The organism is Orlajensenia flava, assembly GCF_004801905.1.
Classification (GTDB): Bacteria; Actinomycetota; Actinomycetes; order Actinomycetales; family Microbacteriaceae; genus Orlajensenia; species Orlajensenia flava.
On the sequence record NZ_SSSN01000003.1, the window covers coordinates 301,530 to 325,232 of the forward strand.

General features: G+C 68.2%; 21 protein-coding genes. 12 read left to right on the forward strand and 9 right to left on the reverse strand.

Annotation, left to right across the window (positions count from 1 at the left end; genetic code table 11):
- Window positions 1-28 precede the first annotated feature (28 nt).
- From E6C70_RS16610 to E6C70_RS03290, 4 genes are all read right to left on the reverse strand, one after another.
- On the reverse strand, window positions 29-766 hold the full coding sequence (locus tag E6C70_RS16610) for a type 1 glutamine amidotransferase (RefSeq protein ID WP_168770845.1): 738 nt from the start codon (window positions 764-766) through the stop codon (window positions 29-31).
- Window positions 763-2,028 carry a MurT ligase domain-containing protein gene (locus E6C70_RS03280; RefSeq protein WP_136422183.1) on the reverse strand — a complete coding sequence of 422 codons (1,266 nt, stop codon included), beginning with the start codon at window positions 2,026-2,028 and terminating at the stop codon, window positions 763-765. The genes E6C70_RS16610 and E6C70_RS03280 overlap by 4 nt, the downstream gene beginning before the upstream one ends.
- Before the next feature lie 8 nt (window positions 2,029-2,036).
- Window positions 2,037-3,452 carry an RNA polymerase sigma factor gene (locus E6C70_RS03285; protein ID WP_136422185.1) on the reverse strand — a complete coding sequence of 472 codons (1,416 nt, stop codon included), beginning with the start codon at window positions 3,450-3,452 and terminating at the stop codon, window positions 2,037-2,039.
- Between the two features lie 284 nt (window positions 3,453-3,736).
- Window positions 3,737-4,666 (reverse strand): proteasome assembly chaperone family protein, encoded by a 930-nt coding sequence (locus tag E6C70_RS03290; RefSeq protein WP_136422187.1) that lies wholly within the window; start codon window positions 4,664-4,666, stop codon window positions 3,737-3,739.
- Between the two features lie 105 nt (window positions 4,667-4,771).
- On the opposite strand from E6C70_RS03290, the gene E6C70_RS03295 reads away from it, so the two are divergent.
- The 3 genes from E6C70_RS03295 to sucB all read left to right on the forward strand — a co-directional run bounded on the left by E6C70_RS03295 (window position 4,772) and on the right by sucB (window position 9,471).
- Entirely contained in the window at window positions 4,772-6,253 is a 1,482-nt protein-coding gene (locus E6C70_RS03295) for a leucyl aminopeptidase (protein WP_136422189.1), read from the forward strand.
- A 116-nt stretch (window positions 6,254-6,369) separates the two neighbouring features.
- On the forward strand, window positions 6,370-7,743 hold the full coding sequence (lpdA, locus tag E6C70_RS03300) for a dihydrolipoyl dehydrogenase (protein WP_136422191.1): 1,374 nt from the start codon (window positions 6,370-6,372) through the stop codon (window positions 7,741-7,743).
- 87 nt (window positions 7,744-7,830) lie between these two features.
- Window positions 7,831-9,471, forward strand: a complete 1,641-nt coding sequence (gene sucB, locus E6C70_RS03305) for a 2-oxoglutarate dehydrogenase, E2 component, dihydrolipoamide succinyltransferase (protein ID WP_136422193.1) — start codon at window positions 7,831-7,833, stop codon at window positions 9,469-9,471.
- A gap of 12 nt (window positions 9,472-9,483) precedes the next feature.
- On the opposite strand, the gene E6C70_RS03310 is transcribed toward sucB, so the two are convergent.
- Window positions 9,484-10,857 (reverse strand): serine/threonine-protein kinase, encoded by a 1,374-nt coding sequence (locus E6C70_RS03310; RefSeq protein WP_136422195.1) that lies wholly within the window; start codon window positions 10,855-10,857, stop codon window positions 9,484-9,486.
- Window positions 10,858-10,970: 113 nt separating this feature from the next.
- Here E6C70_RS03310 and lipB point away from each other — a divergent pair, with 113 nt between their 5' ends.
- The 3 genes from lipB to E6C70_RS03325 are packed head-to-tail and all read left to right on the forward strand — an operon-like array spanning window position 10,971 to window position 13,329.
- Window positions 10,971-11,603 (forward strand): lipoyl(octanoyl) transferase LipB, encoded by a 633-nt coding sequence (gene lipB, locus E6C70_RS03315; RefSeq protein WP_136422197.1) that lies wholly within the window; start codon window positions 10,971-10,973, stop codon window positions 11,601-11,603.
- On the forward strand, window positions 11,600-12,592 hold the full coding sequence (lipA, locus tag E6C70_RS03320; RefSeq protein ID WP_207670029.1) for a lipoyl synthase: 993 nt from the start codon (window positions 11,600-11,602) through the stop codon (window positions 12,590-12,592). Before lipB ends, lipA begins: the two co-directional genes overlap by 4 nt.
- A gap of 29 nt (window positions 12,593-12,621) precedes the next feature.
- On the forward strand, window positions 12,622-13,329 hold the full coding sequence (locus E6C70_RS03325) for a DUF4191 domain-containing protein (RefSeq protein WP_136422198.1): 708 nt from the start codon (window positions 12,622-12,624) through the stop codon (window positions 13,327-13,329).
- Between the two features lie 17 nt (window positions 13,330-13,346).
- Here the strand turns inward: E6C70_RS03325 and E6C70_RS03330 are convergent, their stop codons facing one another.
- On the reverse strand, window positions 13,347-13,787 hold the full coding sequence (locus E6C70_RS03330; protein ID WP_136422200.1) for an RDD family protein: 441 nt from the start codon (window positions 13,785-13,787) through the stop codon (window positions 13,347-13,349).
- Window positions 13,788-13,929: 142 nt separating this feature from the next.
- On the opposite strand from E6C70_RS03330, the gene glnA (E6C70_RS03335) reads away from it, so the two are divergent.
- Complete coding sequence (glnA, locus tag E6C70_RS03335; protein ID WP_136422201.1) at window positions 13,930-15,354, forward strand: type I glutamate--ammonia ligase; 1,425 nt, start codon at window positions 13,930-13,932, stop codon at window positions 15,352-15,354.
- A 51-nt stretch (window positions 15,355-15,405) separates the two neighbouring features.
- Here the strand turns inward: glnA (E6C70_RS03335) and E6C70_RS03340 are convergent, their stop codons facing one another.
- A complete protein-coding gene (locus E6C70_RS03340; RefSeq protein WP_136422203.1) occupies window positions 15,406-18,420 on the reverse strand; it encodes a bifunctional [glutamine synthetase] adenylyltransferase/[glutamine synthetase]-adenylyl-L-tyrosine phosphorylase in 3,015 nt (1,004 codons plus the stop codon).
- A gap of 22 nt (window positions 18,421-18,442) precedes the next feature.
- Window positions 18,443-19,780 carry a type I glutamate--ammonia ligase gene (gene glnA, locus E6C70_RS03345; protein ID WP_136422205.1) on the reverse strand — a complete coding sequence of 446 codons (1,338 nt, stop codon included), beginning with the start codon at window positions 19,778-19,780 and terminating at the stop codon, window positions 18,443-18,445.
- 62 nt (window positions 19,781-19,842) lie between these two features.
- Here glnA (E6C70_RS03345) and panB point away from each other — a divergent pair, with 62 nt between their 5' ends.
- Window positions 19,843-20,718 carry a 3-methyl-2-oxobutanoate hydroxymethyltransferase gene (gene panB, locus E6C70_RS03350; protein ID WP_136422207.1) on the forward strand — a complete coding sequence of 292 codons (876 nt, stop codon included), beginning with the start codon at window positions 19,843-19,845 and terminating at the stop codon, window positions 20,716-20,718.
- Between the two features lie 27 nt (window positions 20,719-20,745).
- Here the strand turns inward: panB and E6C70_RS03355 are convergent, their stop codons facing one another.
- Window positions 20,746-20,931, reverse strand: coding sequence for an SPOR domain-containing protein (locus tag E6C70_RS03355; protein ID WP_136422208.1), 186 nt, complete (start codon window positions 20,929-20,931; stop codon window positions 20,746-20,748).
- 39 nt (window positions 20,932-20,970) lie between these two features.
- Here E6C70_RS03355 and ppgK point away from each other — a divergent pair, with 39 nt between their 5' ends.
- The 4 genes from ppgK to kdpA all read left to right on the forward strand — a co-directional run bounded on the left by ppgK (window position 20,971) and on the right by kdpA (window position 23,702).
- Window positions 20,971-21,720 (forward strand): polyphosphate--glucose phosphotransferase, encoded by a 750-nt coding sequence (gene ppgK, locus E6C70_RS03360; protein WP_136422210.1) that lies wholly within the window; start codon window positions 20,971-20,973, stop codon window positions 21,718-21,720.
- Between the two features lie 85 nt (window positions 21,721-21,805).
- Entirely contained in the window at window positions 21,806-21,940 is a 135-nt protein-coding gene (locus E6C70_RS17145; protein ID WP_268895943.1) for a hypothetical protein, read from the forward strand.
- Entirely contained in the window at window positions 21,937-22,026 is a 90-nt protein-coding gene (locus E6C70_RS03365) for a potassium-transporting ATPase subunit F (protein ID WP_136422212.1), read from the forward strand. The genes E6C70_RS17145 and E6C70_RS03365 overlap by 4 nt, the downstream gene beginning before the upstream one ends.
- Window positions 22,026-23,702, forward strand: coding sequence for a potassium-transporting ATPase subunit KdpA (gene kdpA, locus E6C70_RS03370; RefSeq protein WP_136422214.1), 1,677 nt, complete (start codon window positions 22,026-22,028; stop codon window positions 23,700-23,702). Before E6C70_RS03365 ends, kdpA begins: the two co-directional genes overlap by 1 nt.
- The last annotated feature ends 1 nt before the right edge of the window (window position 23,703 follow it).

The following is a 23,703-nucleotide window of genomic DNA, read 5'->3' on the forward strand; positions in this document are numbered from 1 at the left end:
GCTCCGGGCGTTCTCGTCTGCCTACCGATCAGTCTGCGGTCTGCCCCAGACGCTCGAGGATCGCGGCACGCGCACGGGCTGCGTGCTTGTCGGCTTCGACGGCTCGCTCCCCCGCCACGTAGCCCGCTCCGAGGCGGGTGAACATCGACGCGAGCAGATGGTCGGCCATCGCCGGGTTCTTCGCGAGCAGCGGGCCATGCAGGTGGGTGCCGATGACCTCGCCCATGACGACGCCCTCCTGCGACGAGTCGCGACCGTTGCCGACGCCGTAGGCGACTCGACCGAGCGGCGACCCCTCGGCTCCGACGTACGCGCGAGCGTGGTTCTCGAAGCCGACCAGTCGGCCGAAGCGCGGGGACGCGACCACGATGTCGTCGCTGACGCGCGCCGTGTTCGCCACCGCGCGTCCGGCCACGAGGCCGAGCCCTTCGGTCACCGTGTTGTCGTCGTGCTCGATGCCCCATGAGAGCAGTTCGAGGCCCGTGCCGACCGCGAGGATCGGCACGCCGCGGGTCGCCGCCACGCGCAGTTCGTCGTGAATGGCCAGGAGCAGGTCGCGGGCGGCTTCCAGGTCGGCGTCGGATCCCGACCCGATGACGATCGCGTCGGGATCGGGCGGAAGGTCGTCGGGATGCTCGACCGGGACGACGACCGCCTCCGCGCCGCCCCATCGCGCACGGCGGGCGAGCACCTGAGCGTTCTCGGCGTCGCCGTTGGTGTTGAGCAGGCTCGGGGCGATGACGGCCACGGTGATCGAGACGGTCACGATACGACCTCCGTGTCCGCCGTCAGGCCGAGGTGCGCGCGGGTGCGGCGCATCGAGTCGGCCGAGAAGATGATGGTCTTCATCCCCCGCGATGGTGGCGGCGCGGCAAGGAAGTCGTCGATCGCTCGCGCCAGATCGTCCTCGACGCGCCCGATCCGCACGTCGTCGTAGGCCAACTGCAGGGCGAGTTCGGCGGCCTTCGATCCGCTCACGATATCGACGGAACCGAGTGCCGAGGTGTCGACCGGCCAGAAGTACGAGGGGTCGCGCACGTCGGAGCCGATCGCGAAGAGCTTCGGCGCGTCGGTGTCGACGGTGTCGATGTTCAGCTGGAAGCTCGCGGGGTTCTGCACGAGCACGAACTCGACGTTCTGGCCGTCGATGGAGACCACTTCCCCGCGGCCGAACACCGGCGGGATGGCGCCGATCGCGGCGCACGCGACTCCGGCGTCGAACGCCTCGCCGAGGACGGCCTTCGCGGTCGCGAGGGCGGCTGCGGCATCCGTCGCGTAGTGAACGCCTCGGGCGGGGAGATTGATCGTGTGTTCGAAGCCGTCGACCGACAGCGTCGCCAGCCTGCCGTCGACCGCGGTGACGAGCACGCCATCGGCTGCTGGCAGGCGCTCCTCGGACTGGCGGGCGTGGCCGAGTCCGTGCCGGCTCCGGTCGAGCACCTCCGTCGTCACCCCGAAGCGCAAGAACTGCACCCGATCGTGCAATGCCTCGGCGAGCTCGACGAGATGCGCGTCGTCGGCGTTGACCACCACGGTGCCGGTCGCCCGATGTGCGATGCGGGCGAGCATCCCTGCCACCATCTCCGGGTCGTGGAACCGGTCGATCTGGTCGACCATGACGTTCGTGAGCGCCACGACTCGAGGTGAGAGCTGCGGGGCGATGAGAGCGCCGTGCCCTTCATCCATCTCCAGGACGGCGATGTCCCGGGCGATGCGTCCGGAGAGGTCGGCCTCCTCGAGCAGCGCTGAGGTGAGGCCCTGCGAGATGTTGGCGGTAGAGGGGTTGGTGAAGACGCTGCGCCCATGCGCGCGCAGGGCGGCGACCAGCATCTTGGTGGTCGTCGACTTGCCGCTCGATCCGGAGACGATCACGAGACCGCCCGCGAAGGAGTTGAGCGCGTGGGCGAGGTAGCCCGGCGCGATCCTGTTCACCACCAGCCCGGGTACGGCAGAACCCCCGCCCGGCTTCCTCAGCCGGGCGAGGGTGCGTACCGATCGCCCGACGAGGATCGCCGGGGCGTAGCGCACCGTGACTCCTACTCGAGGTAGTCGCGCAGGGACTGCGACCGCGACGGGTGGCGGAGCTTCGCCATCGTCTTCGACTCGATCTGACGGATGCGCTCGCGCGTGACGCCGAACGTGTCGCCGATCTGGTCGAGCGTCTTCGGCATGCCGTCGCCGAGCCCGAAGCGCATGCGGATCACTCCGGCCTCGCGCTCCGAGAGGGAGTCGAGCAGGCTCTCCAGCTGCTTCTGCAGCATGGTGAAGCCCACGGCGTCTGCGGGCACGACAGCCTCGGTGTCCTCGATGAGGTCGCCGAACTCGCTGTCGCCATCCTCACCGAGCGGCGTGTGCAGCGAGATCGGCTCGCGGCCGTACTTCTGCACCTCGATGACCTTCTCGGGGGTCATGTCGAGCTCGCGGCTGAGCTCCTCGGGCGTGGGCTCGCGGCCCAGGTCCTGCAACATCTGACGCTGCACCCGGGCGAGCTTGTTGATGACCTCGACCATGTGCACGGGGATGCGGATGGTGCGCGCCTGGTCGGCCATGGCGCGCGTGATGGCCTGACGGATCCACCAGGTGGCGTAGGTCGAGAACTTGAAGCCCTTGGTGTAGTCGAACTTCTCGACGGCACGGATGAGGCCGAGGTTGCCCTCCTGGATCAGGTCGAGGAACTGCATGCCACGACCCGTGTAGCGCTTGGCGAGCGAGACGACCAGCCGGAGGTTGGCACCCAGCAGGTGGCTCTTGGCACGAGCACCGTCCTTGGCCACCCACTGCAGCTCGCGGCCCAGCTGGCTCTTGCGCTCGACGTCGGAGAGGTGCGAGAGCTTCTCCTCCGCGAACAGTCCAGCCTCGATGCGCATGGCGAGCTCGACCTCTTCGGCCGCGTTCAGCAGCGCGACCTTTCCGATCTGCTTGAGGTAGTCCTTGACGGGGTCGGCCGTGGCGCCGGTGATCTGCGAGGAGTAAACCGGCACGTCGTCCTCGTCGTCGACGAGGGAGAGACGCAGGGCGCCCGTCGGCAGCGGCTCGACGGCAGCGGCCGGCTTGGCCTCCTCATCGTCGTCGAAGTCGTCGGCGTCCTCGCCGGCGGCTTTGGCGTCCTTCTCGGGAGCCTCGTCGCTCGACTCGTCCGACGGCTCGTCTGCCGTGTCGTCGGCAGCGGTCTCGAGCGCCTCGGCGTCGACGTCGTCCGACTCGTCGTCCGCGTCGGCCGCCTTGGCCCGGGCGCGGGTCGGCTTCTTGAGTGCTGCGGGGGCGTCATCCGTCTTCTTGGCGGCGGTCTTGCCAGCGGCTGGCGCGGCTGCGGTCTTCGCCGGAGCCTTGGTGGCGGCCGTCTTCGAAGCCGGCTTCGTCGCGCGCTTCGTCGTCGTAGCGGTTGCGGCCGCGACGGAGGGTGCTGCGGCCTCGACGGCCGCGTCCGTGATCGGTGCGGTTTTGGCTGGCATTCGAACCCCTCTCATCCGAGACGAACGCTGAGCGTCTCCCCCGGATCGACCGGCCATAGGAGTGCCGATCGAGAAAATGGACATTACTAAGACCCATGTCAAGTCCGACTGGCTGACGCCCGCGCCCCACATCGTGGGATTCGGCGCCGCCCGGAGATGAACGGGTCCTATTGACAATTATTGCACGAATCGCTAGCGCGGCTGACCTCCGCGCCACCTCCATGCTCAGTGTGATGCAACCCGGATGGGGGCCGATCCTATTCCCTCATGGTGAACCGGAAGGCTCAGCGGCTGAAGGGCGTCTCATCGTCACGGCCGCGTCGGAGCGCCAGGAACTTCTCGAGCTCCGCGGCGATCTCGTCGGCGCTCGGCAGTTCCCCGTCGACATCCGTCAGCGGGGAGCGGAGCGTCGTGCCCTCCATATAACTGTCGTGCCGTTGCTCGAGGGAGTCGACCAGCTTGGTGAGCTCCCCGTTCTCGGCCACCTGCTCGTCGATGCGGCCGAGGAACTCCCGGTTGGCCTCGCGGAGCGCATCCGTCGGGAAGATCAAGCCGGTCGCGGCACTGACGCTCTCGAGTGCGGTGATGGCTGCAGCGGGGTATTCGGTGTCGGCGAGGTAGTGGGGCACGAGGAGCACGAAGCCGACCACCGGGAACTCGCGCTGCTGCAGCCGGTACTCGACGAGGTGGAGCGCCGTGGACGGGGCCTGCGTCCGCGGACGCCAGACGGACATGGACTCGGCGAGGTCCGTGCGCGTGCCGCTCACCGTCACGCTGATCGGACGAGTGTGGGGTACCGGCATGGGGATCGCGTGCACCCAGGTCGCCGACGCGACGGCGAACCGCTCGATGAGCTGCTCGACGGCGGAGGCGAAGCGCTCCCACTGGAAGTCCGGCTCGAAGCCCGTCAGCAGGAGGAACGGACGGGCGAGCTCGTCGTGGGCCAACGAGAGCGTGAGCCTGGCCGGCTCGTAGTCGCTGATGTGGTCCTCGTCGAACGTGATGATGGGGCGGCGCGCCCGGTAGTCCAGCAGGATGTCGGCGTCGAACACGGCCACCGGGACCGCATCGAGGATCTCGTCGAGATGACTGGTGAACTGCGACACGGCCGAGCCGGCGTCGGCGAATCCGGTGATGCCCGCGACGAGGTGCAGCCCCTCGGGAACGTTGGCCGCGTCGGGGGTCAACTCGTAGAGTTCGCGAGGATCGAGCATGTATCAATGCTACGGCCGGCCCGTCGCCGCACCGGCGAGGGGCCTCATGCCCACAGCGAACAGCACACGGTCGGCCCGGTGCTGCACGACGCCTAGCATCGAAGCATGACTTCTCCCGAGCTGACCTTCTCGACCGCCGACCCATCCTCCCTCGACGCCGAGGTGATCGTGATCGGCGCTCGACGCGGCGAGGACGGCCCCGAGCTCGTCGCGCACGCCGCATACGCGGGAGCGGCCGAGCACCTCTCCGCCCTGGGCGTGACGGGCGCACCCGACCAGCTCATCCGTGCGGTCGACCCCACCGGCCGGGCGGGTGCCGTGGCGATCGTCGGGCTCGGCGGCACGGTCGACTCGGACGCGCTCCGAGTGGCGGGCGGCAGCGCCATCCGTCAGCTGGCCGGCACGTCGCGGGTCGCCTTCGCCATTCCCGCGGATGGCGCCGGCATCCTGGCACTGGCCGAAGGAGCCGCTCTCGGGAGCTATGCCTTCACCGCTTTCCGACACGCCAGCCTGAGCCCGTCCAAGGAGCCGGTCGCGCACATCGAGATCCTCACGGACGACGCACCGACGGATGCCGAGCGCGCGCGCATCCTCGCCGTCGAGCGGGCCGTGACGTTGGTGCGCGACCTCGTCAACACCCCGCCCGCCGACCTCGCACCGGCCGACTTCGCCGATCGTGCGCAGCAGGTCGCCGACCAAGGTGGTCTCACCGCCACAGTCTGGTCGGAGGACGAGCTCGTCGAGCAGGGCTTCGGCGGCATCATCGGAGTGGGCAAGGGCTCGACCAGGCCGCCGCGGCTGGTCAAGGTCTCCTACTCCCCTGACGGCGCGACACAGCACCTCGCACTGGTCGGGAAGGGCATCACCTTCGACAGCGGCGGACTCTCGCTGAAGCCCGCTGCGTCGATGCAGAGCATGAAGTCCGACATGACGGGTGCCGCCGTGGTGCTCGCGGTGATCGCCGCCGCGGCCGAGATCGGCGTGCCCCTGCGGATGACGGCGTGGATGTGCCTCGCCGAGAACATGCCGTCCGGCTCCGCGATGCGACCCGACGACGTGCTGCGGATCCGCGGCGGACGCACCGTCGAAGTCACCAACACCGACGCCGAGGGGCGTCTCGTGCTCGCGGACGGTCTCGTTGCGGCGGGCGAAGAGCATCCCGACGCCATCATCGACGTCGCCACCCTCACCGGCGCCCAGGTCGTCGCCCTCGGTCACAGCTACTCGGCCGTCATGGGCGACGACGCGATCGTCGAGCAGGTCCTGCGTGCGGCGAAGACCGCGGGAGAGCCGTTCTGGCCGATGCCGCTGCCCGACGACCTGCTGCGTCGGCTCGACTCCGACGTCGCCGACCTCAAGAACGCCACGCCCGGCGACACCGCGGCCGGAATGCTGCTGGCGGGGGTCTTCCTCCGCGAATTCATCGGCCGCTCCGAGGACGGTTCGACGACCATTCCCTGGGCTCATCTGGACATCGCCGGAACCGCCATGCTCTCGGGCAAACCTCGCGGCCACAGCGGTTCCGGAGCAACCGGGGTCGCCGTCCGCACCCTTCTCGCCCTGGCCGAGGCCCACCGAGCGGAGTAGTACAGTCGTAGAGGCGGGATCATGCTCGCCTCTTCGCCTGCCCGCCTCTCACACGGAGGCCAGGGCCGGGCGTTTCCATGTCCTGGACACGGTCTATCGAACCAAGGAGTAGCTGGGTGTCGGAGCAGTCGTTTGACATTGTCGTTCTCGGTGGAGGAAGCGGAGGCTATGCAGCGGCGCTGCGCGCCGTCCAGCTCGGCTTCACCGTCGCACTGATCGAGAAGGACAAGATCGGCGGCACGTGCCTGCACCGCGGCTGCATCCCGACCAAGGCGCTGCTGCACTCCGCGGAGGTCGCCGATTACTCGCGCGAATCCGCCAAGTACGGCGTGAAGACGACGTTCGACGGCATTGACATGGGTGCGGTCACCGCCTACCGCCAGGGCATCGTCGACAGCAAGTACAAGGGCCTTCAGGGGCTGCTCAAGGCACGCAGCATCACGACGATCGCCGGCGAGGGTCGACTGACCTCGCCCACCACCGTCCAGGTGGGCGATCAGACCATCACGGGCAAGAACGTCATCCTCGCGACGGGCTCGTACTCCCGCTCGCTCCCCGGGCTCGAGATCGGCGGCCGTGTCATCACGAGCGAGCAGGCCCTCGAGCTCGACTACGTGCCGAAGAAGGTCGCCGTCCTCGGTGGCGGCGTCATCGGAGTCGAATTCGCCAGCGTCTGGAAGAGCTACGGCGCCGACGTCACCATCATCGAGGCCCTCCCCCACCTGGTCCCCAACGAGGACGAGTCGGTGTCGAAGCAACTGGAGCGTGCGTTCCGCAAGCGCGGCATCGAGTTCTCGCTCGGCGTCCGCTTCGCTGGCGTCACCCAGAACGACGACGGCGTGGTGGTCACCCTCGAGAACGGCAAGACGGTCGAGGCGGAGCTGCTGCTCGTCGCCGTCGGACGCGGCCCCGTCACCGCGAACCTCGGTTACGAGGAGGCCGGTGTCACCATCGATCGCGGCTTCGTCATCACCGACGAGCGTCTCGCCACCAGCGTTCCCGGCGTGTACGCCGTGGGCGACATCGTCCCCGGCCTCCAGCTCGCCCACCGTGGCTTCCAGCAGGGGATCTTCGTCGCCGAGGAGATCGCCGGCCTGAACCCGATCATCATCGAGGACATCAACATCCCGAAGGTGACGTACTGCGACCCCGAGGTCGCTTCCATCGGTTACAGCGAGGCGAAGGCCAAGGAGAAGTTCGGCGCCGACCAGGTGACGAGCTACGACTACAACCTCGGTGGAAACGGCAAGAGCCACATCATCGGCACGAGCGGATCCGTGAAGGTCGTCCGCGTCAACGACGGTCCCATCGTCGGCATGCACATGATCGGCGCACGCGTCGGCGAGCTCATCGGAGAAGCGCAGCTCGCGGTCAACTGGGAGGCGTACCCCGAGGACATCGCTCCGCTCATCCACGCGCACCCGACGCAGAACGAGGCGCTCGGCGAGGCATTCCTGATGCTGGCCGGAAAGCCCCTCCACTCGATCTGATCCCAGATCGCCCACCATCCTCGGCCTCGGCCGAACAGAACGCAATAAGCTACATACGCGTAGAACGCTGTTGAAGGAGACTATTCCATGAGCGAATCCGTCAGCCTCCCGGCACTCGGCGAGAGTGTCACAGAAGGCACGGTCACCCGCTGGCTGAAGAACGTGGGCGACCGCGTCGAGGTCGACGAACCCCTGCTCGAGGTGTCGACCGACAAGGTCGACACCGAGATCCCGTCCCCCGTTGCGGGTGTGATCGAGTCGATCCTCGTCCAGGAGGACGAGACGGTCGAGGTCGGCACCGCCCTCGTGACGATCGGTGACGGATCGGGCGGAAGCGACGCCCCGGCGGAAGCTCCCGCCGCCGAAGAGGCTCCCGCCGAGCAGCAGGCACCGGCCGAGCAGGAGGCACCGGCCGCCGAGCAGGAAGCACCCGCTGCCGAGCAGGCTCCCGCCGCCGAGCAGCAGGCACCCGCGGCCGAGCAAGCGCCAGCGGCTGAGCAGCAGGCGCCGGCAGCCGAACAGCAGGCACCCGCCAGCGACTCTCCCGCGCCGACCGAGGCCCCCGCTCCCGGCGACGCGCCGACCGCCGAGGTTCCCTCATCCGAGGCGCCGACGGAGGCCGAAGCCCCCGCTCCAGCAGCCCCGGTCGAGCCCGCGCCTGCCGCCGAATCGGCACCGGCAGCCGAGCCGGCGACCGGCGCTCCGTCCGCTCCTTCCACCCCGACGGCGGAGCCCACTCCCACGGCTGCTCCTGCCCCCGCAGCGGCGGCTCCTGCCCCCGCAGCGTCGGCTCCCGCCCCGCAGGCCGCAGCAGCGCCCGCGTCCACCGGCGGTTCCCACGCCGGCAGCGGATACGTCACACCCATCGTCCGAAAGCTCGCCAACGACCAAGGGGTCGATCTCTCGACCGTCACTGGAACGGGCGTCGGCGGCCGCATTCGCAAGCAGGACGTTCTCGACGCGCAGACCGGCTCGTCGGCGAAGCCGGCGGCCCCGGCCCTCGAGGTCTCGCCGCTGCGTGGCACCACGCAGGCGATGAGTCGTCTGCGCAAGGTCGTCGCCGAGCGCGCGGTCGCCTCGATGCAGCAGACCGCTCAGCTCACCACGGTCGTGAAGGTCGACGTCACGCGCGTCGCTCAACTGCGCGACCGCGTGAAGGGCGAGTTCCAGGAGAAGACCGGGCAGAAGCTCTCCTTCCTGCCCTTCTTCGCGCTGGCCGCTGTCGAGGCACTGCAGGCGTTCCCCGTCATCAACTCGACCGTTGACGGAGACTCGATCGTCTACCCCGACAGCGAGAACCTCGCCATCGCGGTCGACACCGAGCGCGGCCTGCTGACGCCCGTCATCCGGAACGCCTCGGAGCTCGACCTCGCCGGATTCGCGGGACAGATCGCCGACCTCGCCGCCCGCACGCGGGACAACAAGCTGAAGCCCGATGAGCTCGCCGGCGGAACGTTCACTCTGACCAACACCGGTTCGCGTGGCGCCCTGTTCGACACTCCCGTCGTGTTCCTGCCGCAGTCGGCGATCCTCGGCACGGGCATCGTCGTCAAGGAGCCGACGGTGGTGAGCCAGGACGGTGTCGACGCCATCGCGATCCGCTCGATCGTCTACCTCGCCCTGTCCTACGATCACCGCATCGTCGACGGCGCGGACGCAGCCCGATACCTCTCCGCGGTCAAGGCGCGGCTCGAGGCCGGCGCGTTCGAGGCGGACCTCGGCATCTAGCAGAGTCGGCATCTAGTCGACGAACACGTCGCGCAAGCGCCAGCCGGCCTCGCCCCTCAGCAGAAGGAGCGAGGCCGTTCTGGTCTCATCCCCCGACGTGTCAGCGGCGGAGACGACAACGGCGTCACCTGAACGTCCCGACAGGGTGAGCGTCACCGTCGGCGCTATCTCCACCGCGTCCGCCGACCGATGGATCGCCGCGGCGTCGGCCTCCGCTGCCGGAGAGCCCGCCTCATCCACTCCTGACAGGCAGGGCAGCGACGCGCGATCCAGACACGATGCTCTAGCGGCGATCAGGGCAGCCGCTGCCGCGAGCGGGTCGTCGAGGGTGATCGCATCGGGGGTGGCAGTCCCTCCAGGACGTGGCGTCGCTCCGGGACCCGAGGTGGCCGTCGCCGGACGAGCGGTCGCCGACGATGCTGCAGGCCCGTCGACCGGCCTCGACGCCGTCGCGGTCGGCACCGTGACGAGAAGGGTTGTTGAGGCCACGGCAGCGAGCACTCCGGCAACGATGAGTGGCCGTCGACGATTTCTCGCCACCGTCCGGAGCCGCTCCAGGAGGAGGCGGAAGGGGCCATCGTCGGCCCAGCCGGCCGCGCGTTCGACCCACGACATCCGTCCGTTGACGTCTTCAGAGTCGACGATGTGGGGCTCCGTGCTGCTCAGTCGAGCCGGAATGGGGTCGGTGTCCTGATCGCTCGCGCCGAGCAGCATCGGCGTGGGATGCGCCCAGGCGAACAGCCGTCGTTCCACCGCGGGCAGCGGATCCTCGAGGGGCCGCCCGACCTGGGCGGCGTGCAGCAGTTCGGCGACCGGGAGCGATGCGCGCTCGACCAGCCCGGCGAGCTCGTCGACGAAGGCCGCCAGTGCACCGTAGTCAGCTCGGAGGAGAGCGTTGCGCTCATTGGGTGCCAGACCCGTCAATGACCGAGCGTCGTGCAGAGAGGTGATGACCGGTCGTCCGTCAGCGGTGAACCGCACCGACCGCGGGGTGATGGCGCCGAGACCGAACCCGGCGCCGTGCAGCTGCGAGATCGTCACGACGAGAGGAGCGAGGAGCGTCACGATCTCCCCGTCCGCCAAGTGACGACGCGCAGCGATCAGTTGGGCGAGTGTCGGCCCGGAGAGATGCTCCACGATCACGCACAGACCTCCCCCGATGATGCTCGAGACGTCGACGAAGGACGGGAGCGCGGGAGAGCTCAGCTGGGTCAGGATGCTCAGCTCAGCATCTCGCCCGGCCTCGGACTCGTCCGAGCGGAACACCTTGATCGCCACCGGCTCTCCGCCGGCCGGTCGCGCTCCGAGGTAGACATCACTTCGCCGTCCTCCTCCGATGCGGCGCAGCACGCGGAAACCCGCGATCGTGCCCTCCTCCTCCGCCATCCGTCCAGCATGCCGAGATGCATGCGACCATGCGTCCAGAGCCCGAGAACCCGTGCAGTACCCGCGACGAGGGGGGACCGGGAAGGAGTCCGGACCGACATAGACTTCTGACCATGCTCGACTTCGTCGTCGCGGGGCTAAGCGCCAACTCCGTGCCGTACAGCGAGGGTCTCGACCTTCAGCGCGCCGTCCATCGTGACGTGGTCGCGGGCGATCGCCCCGACACCGTCATCCTCCTGGAGCACGACCCGGTCTACACGGCTGGCAAGCGCACATCCCCCGACGAGCGACCGACCGACGGCACTCCCGTCGTGGACGTCGACCGCGGTGGCAAGATCACCTGGCACGGGCCCGGCCAACTGGTGGGATATCCCATCGTCCGCCTCGTCGAGCCGATCGACGTGGTCGGGTACGTGCGCCGCTTGGAGAGGATGCTCATCGACGTCCTCGTCGAGGTAGGCGTCGACGGGGTTCAAGTCGAGGGTCGATCGGGAGTCTGGATCGATCGCGGCTTCACGCAGGACAAGATCGCAGCCATCGGCATCCGAGTCGCCGAGGGCGTGACGATGCACGGCTTCGCCCTGAACTGCTCCAACGGCCTTGATGCCTACGAGCGCATCGTCGCGTGCGGCATCCGCGACGCCGGTATCACCACCGTCTCGCGCGAGGTCGGCCGCACCGTCACGCCGACGGATGTCCTGCCGCTGGTACAGCGCCGCCTCGAGTCCGAGTGGGTGATGGCATGACCGCCGCAGCGCCCGACGGCCGCCGCATGCTGCGCCTCGAGGTGCGCAACGCCGAGACGCCCATCGAACGCAAGCCCGAGTGGATCAAGACCCGGGCGAGGATGGGTCCCGAGTACCGCGACATGCAGAGCCTCGTGAAGAGCGAGGACCTTCACACGGTGTGCCAGGAGGCCGGCTGCCCGAACATCTTCGAGTGCTGGGAGGATCGCGAGGCCACCTTCCTCATCGGCGGGTCGCAGTGCACGCGGCGCTGCGACTTCTGCCAGATCGACACGGGCAAGCCCGCCGACTACGACGTCGACGAGCCGCGCCGCGTGGCCGAATCCGTCGTGAAGATGCGGCTCCGGTACTCGACCGTTACCGGCGTCGCACGTGATGACCTGCCCGACGAGGGCGCGTGGCTCTACGCCGAGACCATCCGCGAGATCCATCGCCAGTCCCCCGGCACCGGCGTCGAGATCCTGGTGCCCGACTTCTCCGGCAACCCGGTGCACCTCGCCGAGGTGTTCTCGGCCCGTCCCGAGGTCTTCGCTCACAATGTCGAGACGGTGCCGCGCATCTTCAAGCGCATCCGCCCGGCATTCCGCTACGAGCGCTCGCTCGGCGTCATCACCGCGGGGCGCGACGCGGGACTGGTCACCAAGTCCAACCTCATTCTCGGGATGGGCGAGGAGCGCGCCGAGGTCTCGCAGGCCCTGCGGGATCTCCGGGAGGCCGGAACCGACATCATCACCCTGACCCAGTACCTGCGCCCGAGCCCCCGTCACCTCCCTGTCGCCCGGTGGGTCCGGCCGGAGGAGTTCGTGGAGCTCGCGGACGAGGCCCGCGAGCTGGGGTTCCTCGGAGTGCTGGCCGGACCGCTGGTGCGTTCGTCGTATCGCGCCGGACGTCTCTGGGCTCAGTCCATGACGGCCAGTGGCCGGGAGATCCCCGCAGAACTCGCCCACCTCGCCGAGGGCGAACGGACGTTCGCCCAAGCCGTCTCCTAGCCAGCGCTCAGGCCGGTATTCTTGACGACATGGCACGCACCACCAGCACCAGCACCACCCCGAAGGAACCGGGCCGCTTGAAGCAGATGTGGCAGGTCTTCAACATGACCCGCCGCTACGACTCGAACGCGCTGCTCTACATGATCCTCGGGTTCCTCGGGCCCGTCGTCGTCGGTCTCGTTCTGGCCCTCTTCCTCAGCGACGGCAACGCCTTCACGATCACCCTGTGGATCGTCAGCGGCGTGCTCGCTGGCCTGCTGGTGGCACTCATCATCCTGGGTCGTCGAGCCGAGCGCGCCGCGTACTCCCAGATCGAGGGCGAGCCCGGAGCCGTGGGTGCCGTGCTGCGCTCATCCCTCCGTCGCGGCTGGGTGGGCAGTGAGATGCCCGTGGCCGTCAACGGCAAGACCCACGACGCGGTCTACCGCGCCGTCGGCCGAGGCGGCGTCGTGCTCATCAGCGAAGGTCCGCAGACGCGCACCCGCCGCATGCTCGACGACGAGAAGCGCAAGGTCACCAAGATCGTCCCGAACGTCACCATCACGACGATCTCGGTGGGGCCGGATGACGACGCCGTTCCCCTTCACAAGCTGCCCCGCCGGCTGCTGCGGGTCAAGCCCAACCTCACCAAGGCCGAGGTGCTCGCCGTGAGCAAGCGACTCGAGTCGATGTCACGCAACTCGCTGCCGATCCCGAAGGGCATCGACCCCACCAAGGCGCGCGTCCAGCGCCGCTGACGCTGATCCCCGCTCGCTCAGCCGCGGAGAAGCACCGTTCCGGCGACCTTGTCGTGGAATCCGCGCTGGTCGGAATCCCACACGATCGCCGGGATGACCAGCGTCAGCAGCACCGACCGCACGATCGGCCGCCAGAGGCCGACCCATCCACCCACGAGGGCGACGACGCGCAAGCCCAGCAGCCGGTGTCCGACGCTTCCGCCGATCGTGGGGATGAACACGACCTGCAGCGCGGCGAACACGAGCGGCGTGACCCAGGTGTACGCGGCCGACTCGTAGGGGGTGAAGAGCAGGGAGACGAGCATGGCGCTCGCCCAGTCGATGAGCAGTGCGAGAATTCGGCGGCCCGCCCGCGCGACCGACCGAGGTCCGCTCTCGGGCAGCCCCAGACGCTCCCCCGGGTACACGCTGGGAGCGAGTTCTCCGAAGTTCCGGGGTCGATCGTCGGTGCCGCTCACCCGTAGAGTCTAACGACCGCCCACTGCGTAACATGCTCGAAACAATCGCGACACTGCAGGGAAACCACCCGGTTCTACCCTCGGAGACACGTTGCGCTGTGCAGCCATCGTCCGGTTCCAGGCCCCCGAGGAGAAGTCCTACATGTTCACAGACTCGTCAGAAGTCCTCGCCTTCATCAAGGACACGGATGTCAAGTTCCTCGACATCCGTTTCACCGACCTACCGGGTGTGCAGCAGCACTTCAACATCCCGGCCTCCACCGTCGACGAGGAGTTCTTCACGGTCGGCCAGCTGTTCGACGGTTCGTCGATCCGCGGGTTCGCCAACATCCACGAGTCGGACATGCAGCTCATCCCCGACGTCACCACGGCCTACATCGACCAGTTCCGGGTCGAGCGCACGCTCATCATGGTGTTCGACATCTACAACCCCCGCAACGGCGAGATCTACTCGAAGGACCCGCGTCAGGTCGCCAAGAAAGCCGAGAAGTACCTGGCATCGACCGGCATCGCCGACACGGCGTTCTTCGCCCCCGAGGCCGAGTTCTACATCTTCGACGACGTGCGCTACGAGGTGAAGCAGAACTCCGCGTTCCACTTCATCGACTCCGAGGAGGCCGCCTGGAACTCGGGTCGCGTCGAGGAAGGCGGAAACCTCGCCAACAAGACCCCGTACAAGGGCGGCTACTTCCCCGTCTCCCCTGTCGATAAGCAGGCCGACCTGCGTGACGACATCTCGCTCAAGCTCATCGACGCCGGCCTCATCCTCGAACGCGCGCACCACGAGGTGGGCACGGGCGGACAGGCCGAGATCAACTACCGCTTCGACACCATGGTGCACGCGGCTGACGACATCCTGAAGTTCAAGTACATCGTCAAGAACACCGCAGAGCAGTGGGGCAAGACCGCCACGTTCATGCCGAAGCCGCTGTTCGGCGACAACGGATCGGGCATGCACACTCACCAGTCGCTGTGGAACGATGGCAAGCCGCTGTTCTACGACGAGGCCGGCTACGGTGGACTCTCCGACCTGGCCCGGTGGTACATCGGCGGCCTGCTCAAGCACGCCCCCGCCGTCCTCGCCTTCACCAACCCGACGGTCAACTCGTACCACCGTCTGGTGCCCGGCTTCGAGGCTCCCGTCAACCTGGTCTACTCGGCCGGCAACCGTTCCGCAGCCATCCGCATCCCCATCACGGGCACCAACCCGAAGGCCAAGCGCATCGAGTTCCGCGCTCCGGATGCCTCCGGCAACCCGTACCTCGCCTTCGCAGCGCAGCTCATGGCCGGCCTCGACGGCATCAAGAACCGCATCGAGCCGCACGAGCCCGTCGACAAGGACCTGTACGAGCTGCCGCCCGAGGAGGCCAAGAACATCCCGCAGGTTCCCGGCACCCTCGACGCCGTGCTCGACGCGCTGGAGGCCGACCACGAGTTCCTGCTCGCGGGAGGCGTGTTCACCCCCGAGCTCATCGAGACCTGGATCGAGTACAAGCGCGAGAAGGAGATCAAGCCGCTCGCGCAGCGCCCGCACCCCTTCGAGTTCGAGCTCTACTACGGAGTGTAAGAACTCGTAGTCAACGGGCCGTCTCCTCCGGGAGGCGGCCCGTTTCGCGTATCAACCGGTCGTCGGTGTCGTCCGCTGCGGCTCGCCATAGAAGAGGCGCTCGAACACCACGCGTGCGCGGCGGGTGGCAGAGAGGTAGTCCTGCTCCAGTTGGCTGGAAGAGCCGGGCGGGTAGGCGAGAATTCGCGCGACCCCCTCGAGCTGCACGCGATCGCTCGGCAGCACGTCTGCCGTCCGATTCGTCCACAGCGTCATCGCGGACCGGGCGCGAGACGCGATGATCCACGCCGCCCGGAGGATCTCGGCGTCGGCGCCGTCGATGAGATCGGCCGCCTGAGCGGCGGCGAGGGCGTTCAGGGTGGAGGTGGTGCGCAACGACGGAAGTTCGGCCGCGTGTTGCAACTGCAGCAGCTGCACGAGCCACTCGACGTCGCTCAGCGACCCGCGCCCGAGCTTGAGATGCCGGGTCGGGTCGGCGCCCAGCGGAAGGCGCTCGTTCTCGACTCGCGCCTTGATGCGGCGGATCTCGCGCACGGCGTTCTCGGAGAGCTCCACCGGGTAGCGCGTCTCGTCGGCCAGCAGGTGGAAGTCGTGGCCGAGAGCGACGTCGCCGGCGATCGCGTGGGCCCGGAGAAGCGCCTGCGCCTCCCAGGTGAGCGACCAGCGCGCGTAGTACGCCCGGTAGGAGTCGAGCGAACGGGCGACCGGTCCGTTCTTGCCCTCCGGTCGTAGGTCGATGTCGAGGTCGAGCGGAAGCGTGGGGTCGACAGTCAGTCGATTGAGTTCGGCGACGATGTGCTTGGCGCGGTTCTGTGCGGCCTCCGAATCCAGAGTGGTCGCCCGGAAGACGTGGATGACGTCGGCATCCGACCCGAAGCCGAGCTCGCCGCCGCCGAAGCGACCCATCGCGATGGTGGCGAACTCGATTCCATCGTCTCCGCCGCGGATCACCTCGAGGATGGACGAGATGGTGGCAGCGGTGACATCCCGGAGCGCTCGGCCGAGCTCCGCAACGGTGATCACATCGAGGATCGCCGCGATCGCCAGCCGGAGCACCTCGCGGCGCCGCATCGCCCGGAGGACCGGCGCGGCCGCGTCGCGCGAGTCGTGCCGCGCGATGATGGCCGCCGTCTCCTCGCGGAGCGCATCCGTGGATCGCGGGCGCAGGTTGACCTCGTCCTCCAACCAGGCGACCGACTCGGGGATGCGCTCGAGCAGCTCGCCGACGTACCGCGAGCTGGAGAGCACGCGCGTGAGTCGCTGAGCGGCCCCGCTCGAGTCGCGCAGCATCCGGAGGTACCAGTGGGAGCTCCCGAGACTGTCGCTGAGGCGGCGGAAGACCAGCAGTCCGTAGTCGGGATCGGCGCCGTCGGCGAACCATTGCAGCATCACGGGGATCAGGTGACGCTGGATGCTGGCACGACGCGAGACGCCGCCGGTGAGCGCGGCGATGTGCGCGAGGGCGCCGTGCGGATCGGTGAACCCGATGGCGGCGAGCCGGGCCTCAGCCTGCGCGCTCGTCAGCGCCATCCCCTCGAACGGCATGGAAGCCACGGCCGAGAGCAACGGCCGGTAGAACAGACGCTCGTGCAGTCCGCGCACCCGATGCTTCAGATCCTGCCAGAGAGTGGTGAGGCTGTCGGCGCCCGTCGCGAGGCCGGTGGCGCGAGCGAGCGTCCGACGGCCGGCCTCGTCGCGGGGCATGAGGTGCGTCCTGGACAGGTTCTTCAACTGCAGGCGGTGCTCCATGAGCCGCAGCACCCGGTAGTCGCGCGAGAACTCGGCGGCCTCCGCCCGACCGATGTAGCTCTGGGCGGCCAGCGCCTCCAGGGCGGGCAACGTCCCTCGCTCTCGGACGGCGGCATCGGTCTGTCCGTGGACGAGCTCGAGGAGCTGCACGGTGAATTCGATGTCGCGCAAGCCGCCGGGGCCGAGCTTGATCTGGACGTCGACCTCGTCGGAGGGGATGTTCCGGGTGACGCGCTCCCGCATCCGCTGCACTGATTCGACGAATCCCTCGCGTGACGCGCCCGTCCACACCTTCGGCCAGATCGCCTCGATGTAGCGCCGCCCGAGCTCGGCGTCTCCGGCCAGTGGATTGGCCTTGAGCAGGGCCTGGAACTCCCAGCTCTTCGCCCATCGCTCGTAATAGGCCAGGTGAGATTCGAGGCTGCGAACGAGTGCCCCGTCCTTTCCCTCGGGCCGGAGGTTGGCGTCGACCTCCCACAGCGGGGGCTCGAGCGCGCTCTGGCCGATCGCTCGCGTCATGAGCATCGCCAGCCGCGTCGCGATGTCGATGGCACGAGAGGGCTCCAGGTCGGATCCCTCGCGCACGCCGCCGACGAAGATGACGTCGACGTCGCTGACGTAGTTGAGCTCGCGGGCGCCCGCCTTGCCCATTCCGATGACGGCCAGTTCGACGGCGGCGACCTGGGCACGGGGGTAGGTGCCGGGCACTGCTGGCGCGTCGTCCGCACGGGAGACGGCCCCGCGCGCGAGCTCCAGGGCCGCGTCGAGGGCGGCGGAGGCCAGGTCGGACAGGCAGGCCGCCACGTCGTCCAGGCCAGCGACCGGATCCTCCTGCTCGAGGTCGAACGACGCCACCCGCGCGAGCCACGCCCGGTAACGCACGCGCAGTCGTCTCCAGCCGCGCTCATCTCCGGGTGCTTCGTTCGGCGCGGCGTCGACGGCGGCGGCGGTGAGGTCGCGCCGTAGTGCGTCGGCAGCAGGCAGGACGGAGAGCGGATGCCGCAGCACATCCAGTTCCCGCGGATGGCGGAGGAAGAACTCCCCGAAACCGGGCGACGCGCCGACGAGCCGGATCAGCCTCTCCGCCGCGTCGGTTCGCGAGAGGATACGACGCAGCTCGCCATCCGCCTGCCTGCCGAGGGCGAGGGTGCAGCCGAGCGCGGTGTCTGGATCGGCTGCGTGGGCGAACGCCGGAAGGAGCTCGCGCGCGTCCGTGACGACGCCGTGCTCCAACTCGGCCAGGTCAGCGGCTGCCGAGGTGAGGTCGGAGAAACCCGCTCGCGCGAGCTCGGTGAGACTGAACGGCGTCGAGGTCATCCGTCGTGTCGGCCGCGGGGGCTCAGAGGATCTCGAGGTTCGAGCGCAACTCCCAGGCGGTGACCTGCGAGCGGTACTCGCGCCACTCCTCGCGCTTGTTGGCGAGGACGTAGTTGAACACCTGTTCGCCGAGGGTCTCCGCCACGAGCTCCGACTCCTCCATATAAGCCACAGCGTGGTCGAGGCTCGCCGGGAGTGACGCGTAGCCCAAGGCACGACGCTCGGTGTCACTCAGGGCCCACACGTTGTCCTCGGCTTCGGCCGGGAGCTCGTAGCCCTCCTCGATGCCCTTGAGCCCGGCGGCGAGCATGAGCGAGTAGGCCAGGTACGGATTGGCGGCCGAGTCGATCGCGCGGTACTCGATGCGTGCGCTCTGCCCCTTGCCGGGCTTGTACAGCGGAACGCGGATGAGAGCCGAGCGGTTGTTGTGACCCCAGCAGACGAAACTCGGAGCCTCGCCCCCGCCCCAGAGTCGCTTGTAGGAGTTGACGAACTGGTTGGTGACCGCCGTGATCTCGGGGGCGTGCCTGAGCAGCCCCGCGATGAACTGACGCCCGGTCTTGGAGAGCTGGTACTGGGCCCCGGCCTCGTAGAACGCGTTGGCGTCGCCCTCGAACAGCGACATGTGCGTGTGCATGCCCGACCCGGGCTTGTCGGAGAACGGTTTCGGCATGAACGTCGCGTACACGCCCTGCTCGATCGCGACCTCCTTGATGACCGTGCGGAAGGTCATCACGTTGTCGGCCGTCGTCAGCGCGTCTGCGTAGCGCAGGTCGATCTCGTTCTGACCCGGGCCGGCCTCGTGGTGGCTGAACTCGACCGAGATGCCGAGGTCCTCGAGCATGCGCACGGAGCGGCGGCGGAAGTCGTGAGCCGTTCCGCCGGGCACGTTGTCGAAGTAGCCGGCCGAGTCGACGGGCTCGGGCCCGTGCTCGCCGAACTTGCTCGACTTCAGCAGGTAGAACTCGATCTCGGGATGCGTGTAGAAGGTGAAGCCGCGATCGGCCGCCTTCTCGAGGGTGCGCTTGAGCACGTTGCGGGGGTCTGCGACCGCCGGCTGGCCGTCGGGAGTCGTGATGTCGCAGAACATGCGCGCGGTGGGGTCGACGTCGCCGCGCCACGGCAGGATCTGGAAGGTCGTGGGGTCGGGATGGGCGAGCAGGTCGGACTCGAACGTGCGGGTCAGACCTTCGATGGCTGAGCCGTCGAATCCGAGTCCTTCGGCGAATGCGCCCTCGACCTCAGCCGGGGCGATCGCCACCGATTTGAGGGTGCCGACCACATCGGTGAACCACAGTCGGATGAACTTGACCCCTCGTTCCTCGATCGTGCGAAGAACGAAGTCGCGCTGCTTATCCATCCCGGCCCTTTCTCGTACCGGCTCAACACTACTGACTCCGCCCCGTCGTTAGACTCGGTGACATGCCAGAGCAGCCCCCTTCCGCGCCCGCCGCCGAAGAGACCAACCCCTACGGCGGAGCGGCCGCGACGGCACCCGGACCGCGCCGCGTTCGCACCAGGCACTTCCAGAACGCCAAGGCCAACGGCATCCCGATCACGGGCCTCACCAGCTACGACCAGATGACCGCACGCATCTTCGACCAGGCCGGCGTCGACTTCCTGCTGGTGGGCGACTCGGCCGGCAACAACGTGTTCGGCTACGAAACGACGCTCCCCGTGACGGTCGACGAACTCATCCCCCTCACGCGCGCCGTCGCGCACGCGGTGTCTCGAGCGTTCGTGGTCGCCGACATGCCGTTCGGCTCCTACGAGAGCGGCCCGGAGGAGGCGCTGCACACCGCCGTCCGCTTCATGAAGGAGACGGGTGCACACGCCGTGAAGCTCGAGGGCGGCGTGCGCAGCCACAAGCAGATCCGTCGCATCGTGGGTGCCGGCATTCCGGTCATGGCGCACATCGGCTTCACACCGCAGAGCGAGCACGGCCTCGGCGGCCACATCATCCAGGGCAGGGGCGACAGCGCTCAACAGCTGCTCGACGACGCCATCGCGGTCCAGGAGGCCGGCGCGTTCGCGGTCGTACTCGAGATGGTTCCCTCGGGCATCGCCGCTGAGGTCACCAAGCGTCTCGACATCCCCACCATCGGAGTGGGTGCGGGTCCCGATGTCGACGGCCAGCTGTTGGTCTGGACGGACTTCGCCGGAATGAGCGACGGGCGCGTGCCCAAGTTCGTGCGTCAGTACGCGAACGTCCGGCAGGTGCTCTTCGACGCGGTCACCGCGTATCGGGCGGATGTCGAGTCGGGCGCGTACCCCGCGCCCGAGCATTCCTACGAGTAGCGCCGCCTCATCGTCGGACGGCGGTCGTCAGCGGTCGTCCGCTGCGTCATCCTCGGCCCACTTGGCGCTGTTCTCCCGGAGGGTCTCCAGCGCGTGCTCGGCCTCGACGTGGGTGTCGAACGGACCGACGCGATCGGCGGAGGCCGACTCGTAGCCCTGCTCGACCGCCCCGGTCTTCATGTTGTACCAGTACTTGTGCTCCGCGTCGCTCATGACCCGATCCTACGGCTGGCGTGACGATAGTGTTTCCCCATGGCAGCGAAGCACGCGATCGGGATCGACATCGGCGGAACGGGCATCAAGGGGGCGGTCGTCGACCTGAGCAGTGGTGAACTCGTCACCGATCGCATCAAGCTCGCCACGCCGGAGGGCGGCGAGCCGGGCGACATCGTCGCGACCACCAAGGAACTGCTCGGCAAGATCGACCAGAGCGAAGGCGACCTGGTCATCGGCGTGTGCTTCCCCGCCGTCGTGAAGAACGGACGCACGATGTCGGCCGCCAACGTCTCGAAGAAGTGGATCGGCCTCGAGGCCGAGAAGCTGTTCGAGAAGGAGCTCGGGCGCGATATCCACTTCGTCAACGACGCGGATGCCGCCGGCTACGCCGAGACGAGGTTCGGGGCGGCCAAGGATGTCAAGGGCGTTGTGCTGCTCACCACTCTCGGAACCGGCATCGGATCGGCGCTCATCAACGACGGCGTCCTCGTTCCCAACACGGAGCTGGGTCACCTCGAGCTCGACGGCCACGACGCTGAGAAGAAGGCGGCCTACTCCGCCATGGAACGCGAGGACCTCGACTGGAAGCACTGGGGCAAGAGACTCCAGAAGTACTACAGCCACCTCGAGATGCTGTTCACGCCCGACCTGTTCGTCGTGGGCGGCGGAGTGTCCAAGCACTACGAGGACTTCTTCCCCTATCTCGACCTGAACACCAAGATCGTTCCCGCGGTTCACCGCAACAACGCGGGCATCCTGGGGGCGGCTGCGCTCGCCAGCGCGTGAGCAGTCCGTAAGCATCTCCCTGCCCGGCGTGAGGAATGCGTGAGGATCGGCGGATGCCGACCCCCTGAGCGATCAAATCTCTGATGTGGCCGACGGCCACCGCGTGTTCGCACGTGCCTGCCGGATCGGAGTACCAGTGCTCGACATCGTCTATCTCGCCGGGGTGATCGTCCTCGCGGCGATCGTCGCCCTCGTCGCCAAGGGGGTCGAGCGGCTGTGATCGTCATCGACGTCATCGCCGGGCTGCTCGCGGTGGCGGCCATCGCCTACCTCGTCTACGCGCTCGTGCGCCCCGAGAGGCTCTGATGCCTCCGCTCGTGCAGTTCGTGCTGCAACTCGCAACGCTGATCCTCGTTCTCGCGATCGCGTATCGTCCGCTCGGGGACTACATGGCCGCCGTGTACACCGGGACACGCCACCTGCGTGTCGAGCGGGGGCTGTACCGGCTGATCGGCGTACAGCCCGACGGCGAGCAGAGCTGGCCCGCCTATTTGCGGAGCGTGCTGGCGTTCTCCGTGGTCGGGATCGTCATCGTCTACGCCATGCAACGGCTTCAGGAATGGCTTCCGTGGGCGCTCGGGCTGCCCGCTGTCGGCGAGTCCCTCTCCTTCAACACGGCGATCTCCTTCGTCACCAACACCAACTGGCAGTCCTACTCCCCCGAGCTCACGCTGGGGTACTCCGTGCAGCTGGCCGGCCTGGCCGTGCAGAACTTCGTCTCGGCCGCGGTCGGCATCGCTGTGGCCGTCGCTCTCGTGCGCGGTCTGGCCCGAACGCGCAGCGGTACCCTCGGCAATTTCTGGGTCGACCTGATGCGTGGAACCGTGCGAATCCTCGTGCCTCTCTCGGTCGTCTTCGCGATCATGCTCATCGCCGGAGGCGTCATCCAGAACCTCGACGGCTTCCGTGAGATCACGACGCTGACTGGCGCCGGCCAGACGCTGCCCGGCGGTCCGGTCGCGTCGCAGGAGGCGATCAAGGAGCTCGGGACGAACGGCGGAGGGTTCTTCAATGCCAACTCCGCACACCCGTTCGAGAACCCGACGCCGTGGACGAACATGCTGCAGATCGTGATGATGCTGCTGATCCCGGTCGCGTTGACGCGGACCTTCGGGCGCATGGTCGGCGACCTCCGCCAGGGCTACGCCATCCTCGCCACGATGGGCGTGCTGTTCATCACTTCGGCGGCCCTCATGACCGCTGCCGAACTGGCCGGAGCCGGGTCGGCTCCGGCCGCGGCAGGCGGTGCCATGGAAGGCAAGGAGGCCCGGTTCGGCATCATCGGCTCGACGCTGTTCGGCACGACGAGCACGATCACCTCCACGGGGGCTGTCGACTCGATGCACGACAGCTACACCGCGTTCGGTGGCGGGATGGCCATGGTGAACATGATGCTCGGCGAGGTCGCGCCCGGTGGAGTGGGTGCTGGCCTCTACGGCCTGTTGGTGATCGCGGTGCTCGCGGTCTTCCTGGCCGGACTGATGGTCGGACGCACCCCCGAGTACCTGGGCAAGAAGATCGGAGCGCGCGAGATCAAACTCGCGGGGCTGTACATCCTCGTGACTCCCGCCCTCGTCCTCATCGGCACCGCGTTGAGCTTCGCGATCCCCGCCGTGCGGAACGACGTCACGTCGACGAGCATCTGGAACCCCAGGCTCCACGGGTTCTCCGAGGTGCTCTACGCCTTCACCTCGGCGGCCAACAACAACGGCTCGGCCTTCGCCGGGCTGACCGCGAACACCCCGTGGCTCAACACAGCACTGGGCGTCGCGATGTTCCTGGGGCGGTTCCTGCCGATCATCTTCGTGCTCGCGCTGGCGGGTTCACTCGCCTCTCGCGACCGTGTGCCGGCGACCGCGGGCACTCTACCGACGCACCGGCCGCTCTTCGTGGGCTTGACCATCGGTACGGTGCTGCTCGTCTCCGCTCTGACCTACTTTCCCGTTCTCGCGCTGGGTCCCCTGGCTGAAGGGCTGAACTGAC

Coding starts and splice junctions, on each gene's coding strand:
- E6C70_RS03285 (WP_136422185.1), bottom strand. CDS start 3,452: ATGCCAGCCAAAACCGCACCGATCACGGACGCGGCCGTCGAGGCCGCA.
- E6C70_RS03290 (WP_136422187.1), bottom strand. CDS start 4,666: ATGCTCGATCCTCGCGAACTCTACGAGTTGACCCCCGACGCGGCCAAC.
- E6C70_RS03295 (WP_136422189.1), top strand. CDS start 4,772: ATGACTTCTCCCGAGCTGACCTTCTCGACCGCCGACCCATCCTCCCTC.
- sucB (WP_136422193.1), top strand. CDS start 7,831: ATGAGCGAATCCGTCAGCCTCCCGGCACTCGGCGAGAGTGTCACAGAA.
- E6C70_RS03310 (WP_136422195.1), bottom strand. CDS start 10,857: ATGGCGGAGGAGGAGGGCACGATCGCGGGTTTCCGCGTGCTGCGCCGC.
- lipB (WP_136422197.1), top strand. CDS start 10,971: ATGCTCGACTTCGTCGTCGCGGGGCTAAGCGCCAACTCCGTGCCGTAC.
- lipA (WP_207670029.1), top strand. CDS start 11,600: ATGACCGCCGCAGCGCCCGACGGCCGCCGCATGCTGCGCCTCGAGGTG.
- E6C70_RS03325 (WP_136422198.1), top strand. CDS start 12,622: ATGGCACGCACCACCAGCACCAGCACCACCCCGAAGGAACCGGGCCGC.
- glnA (WP_136422201.1), top strand. CDS start 13,930: ATGTTCACAGACTCGTCAGAAGTCCTCGCCTTCATCAAGGACACGGAT.
- E6C70_RS03340 (WP_136422203.1), bottom strand. CDS start 18,420: ATGACCTCGACGCCGTTCAGTCTCACCGAGCTCGCGCGAGCGGGTTTC.
- glnA (WP_136422205.1), bottom strand. CDS start 19,780: ATGGATAAGCAGCGCGACTTCGTTCTTCGCACGATCGAGGAACGAGGG.
- panB (WP_136422207.1), top strand. CDS start 19,843: ATGCCAGAGCAGCCCCCTTCCGCGCCCGCCGCCGAAGAGACCAACCCC.
- E6C70_RS03355 (WP_136422208.1), bottom strand. CDS start 20,931: ATGAGCGACGCGGAGCACAAGTACTGGTACAACATGAAGACCGGGGCG.
- ppgK (WP_136422210.1), top strand. CDS start 20,971: ATGGCAGCGAAGCACGCGATCGGGATCGACATCGGCGGAACGGGCATC.
- kdpA (WP_136422214.1), top strand. CDS start 22,026: ATGCCTCCGCTCGTGCAGTTCGTGCTGCAACTCGCAACGCTGATCCTC.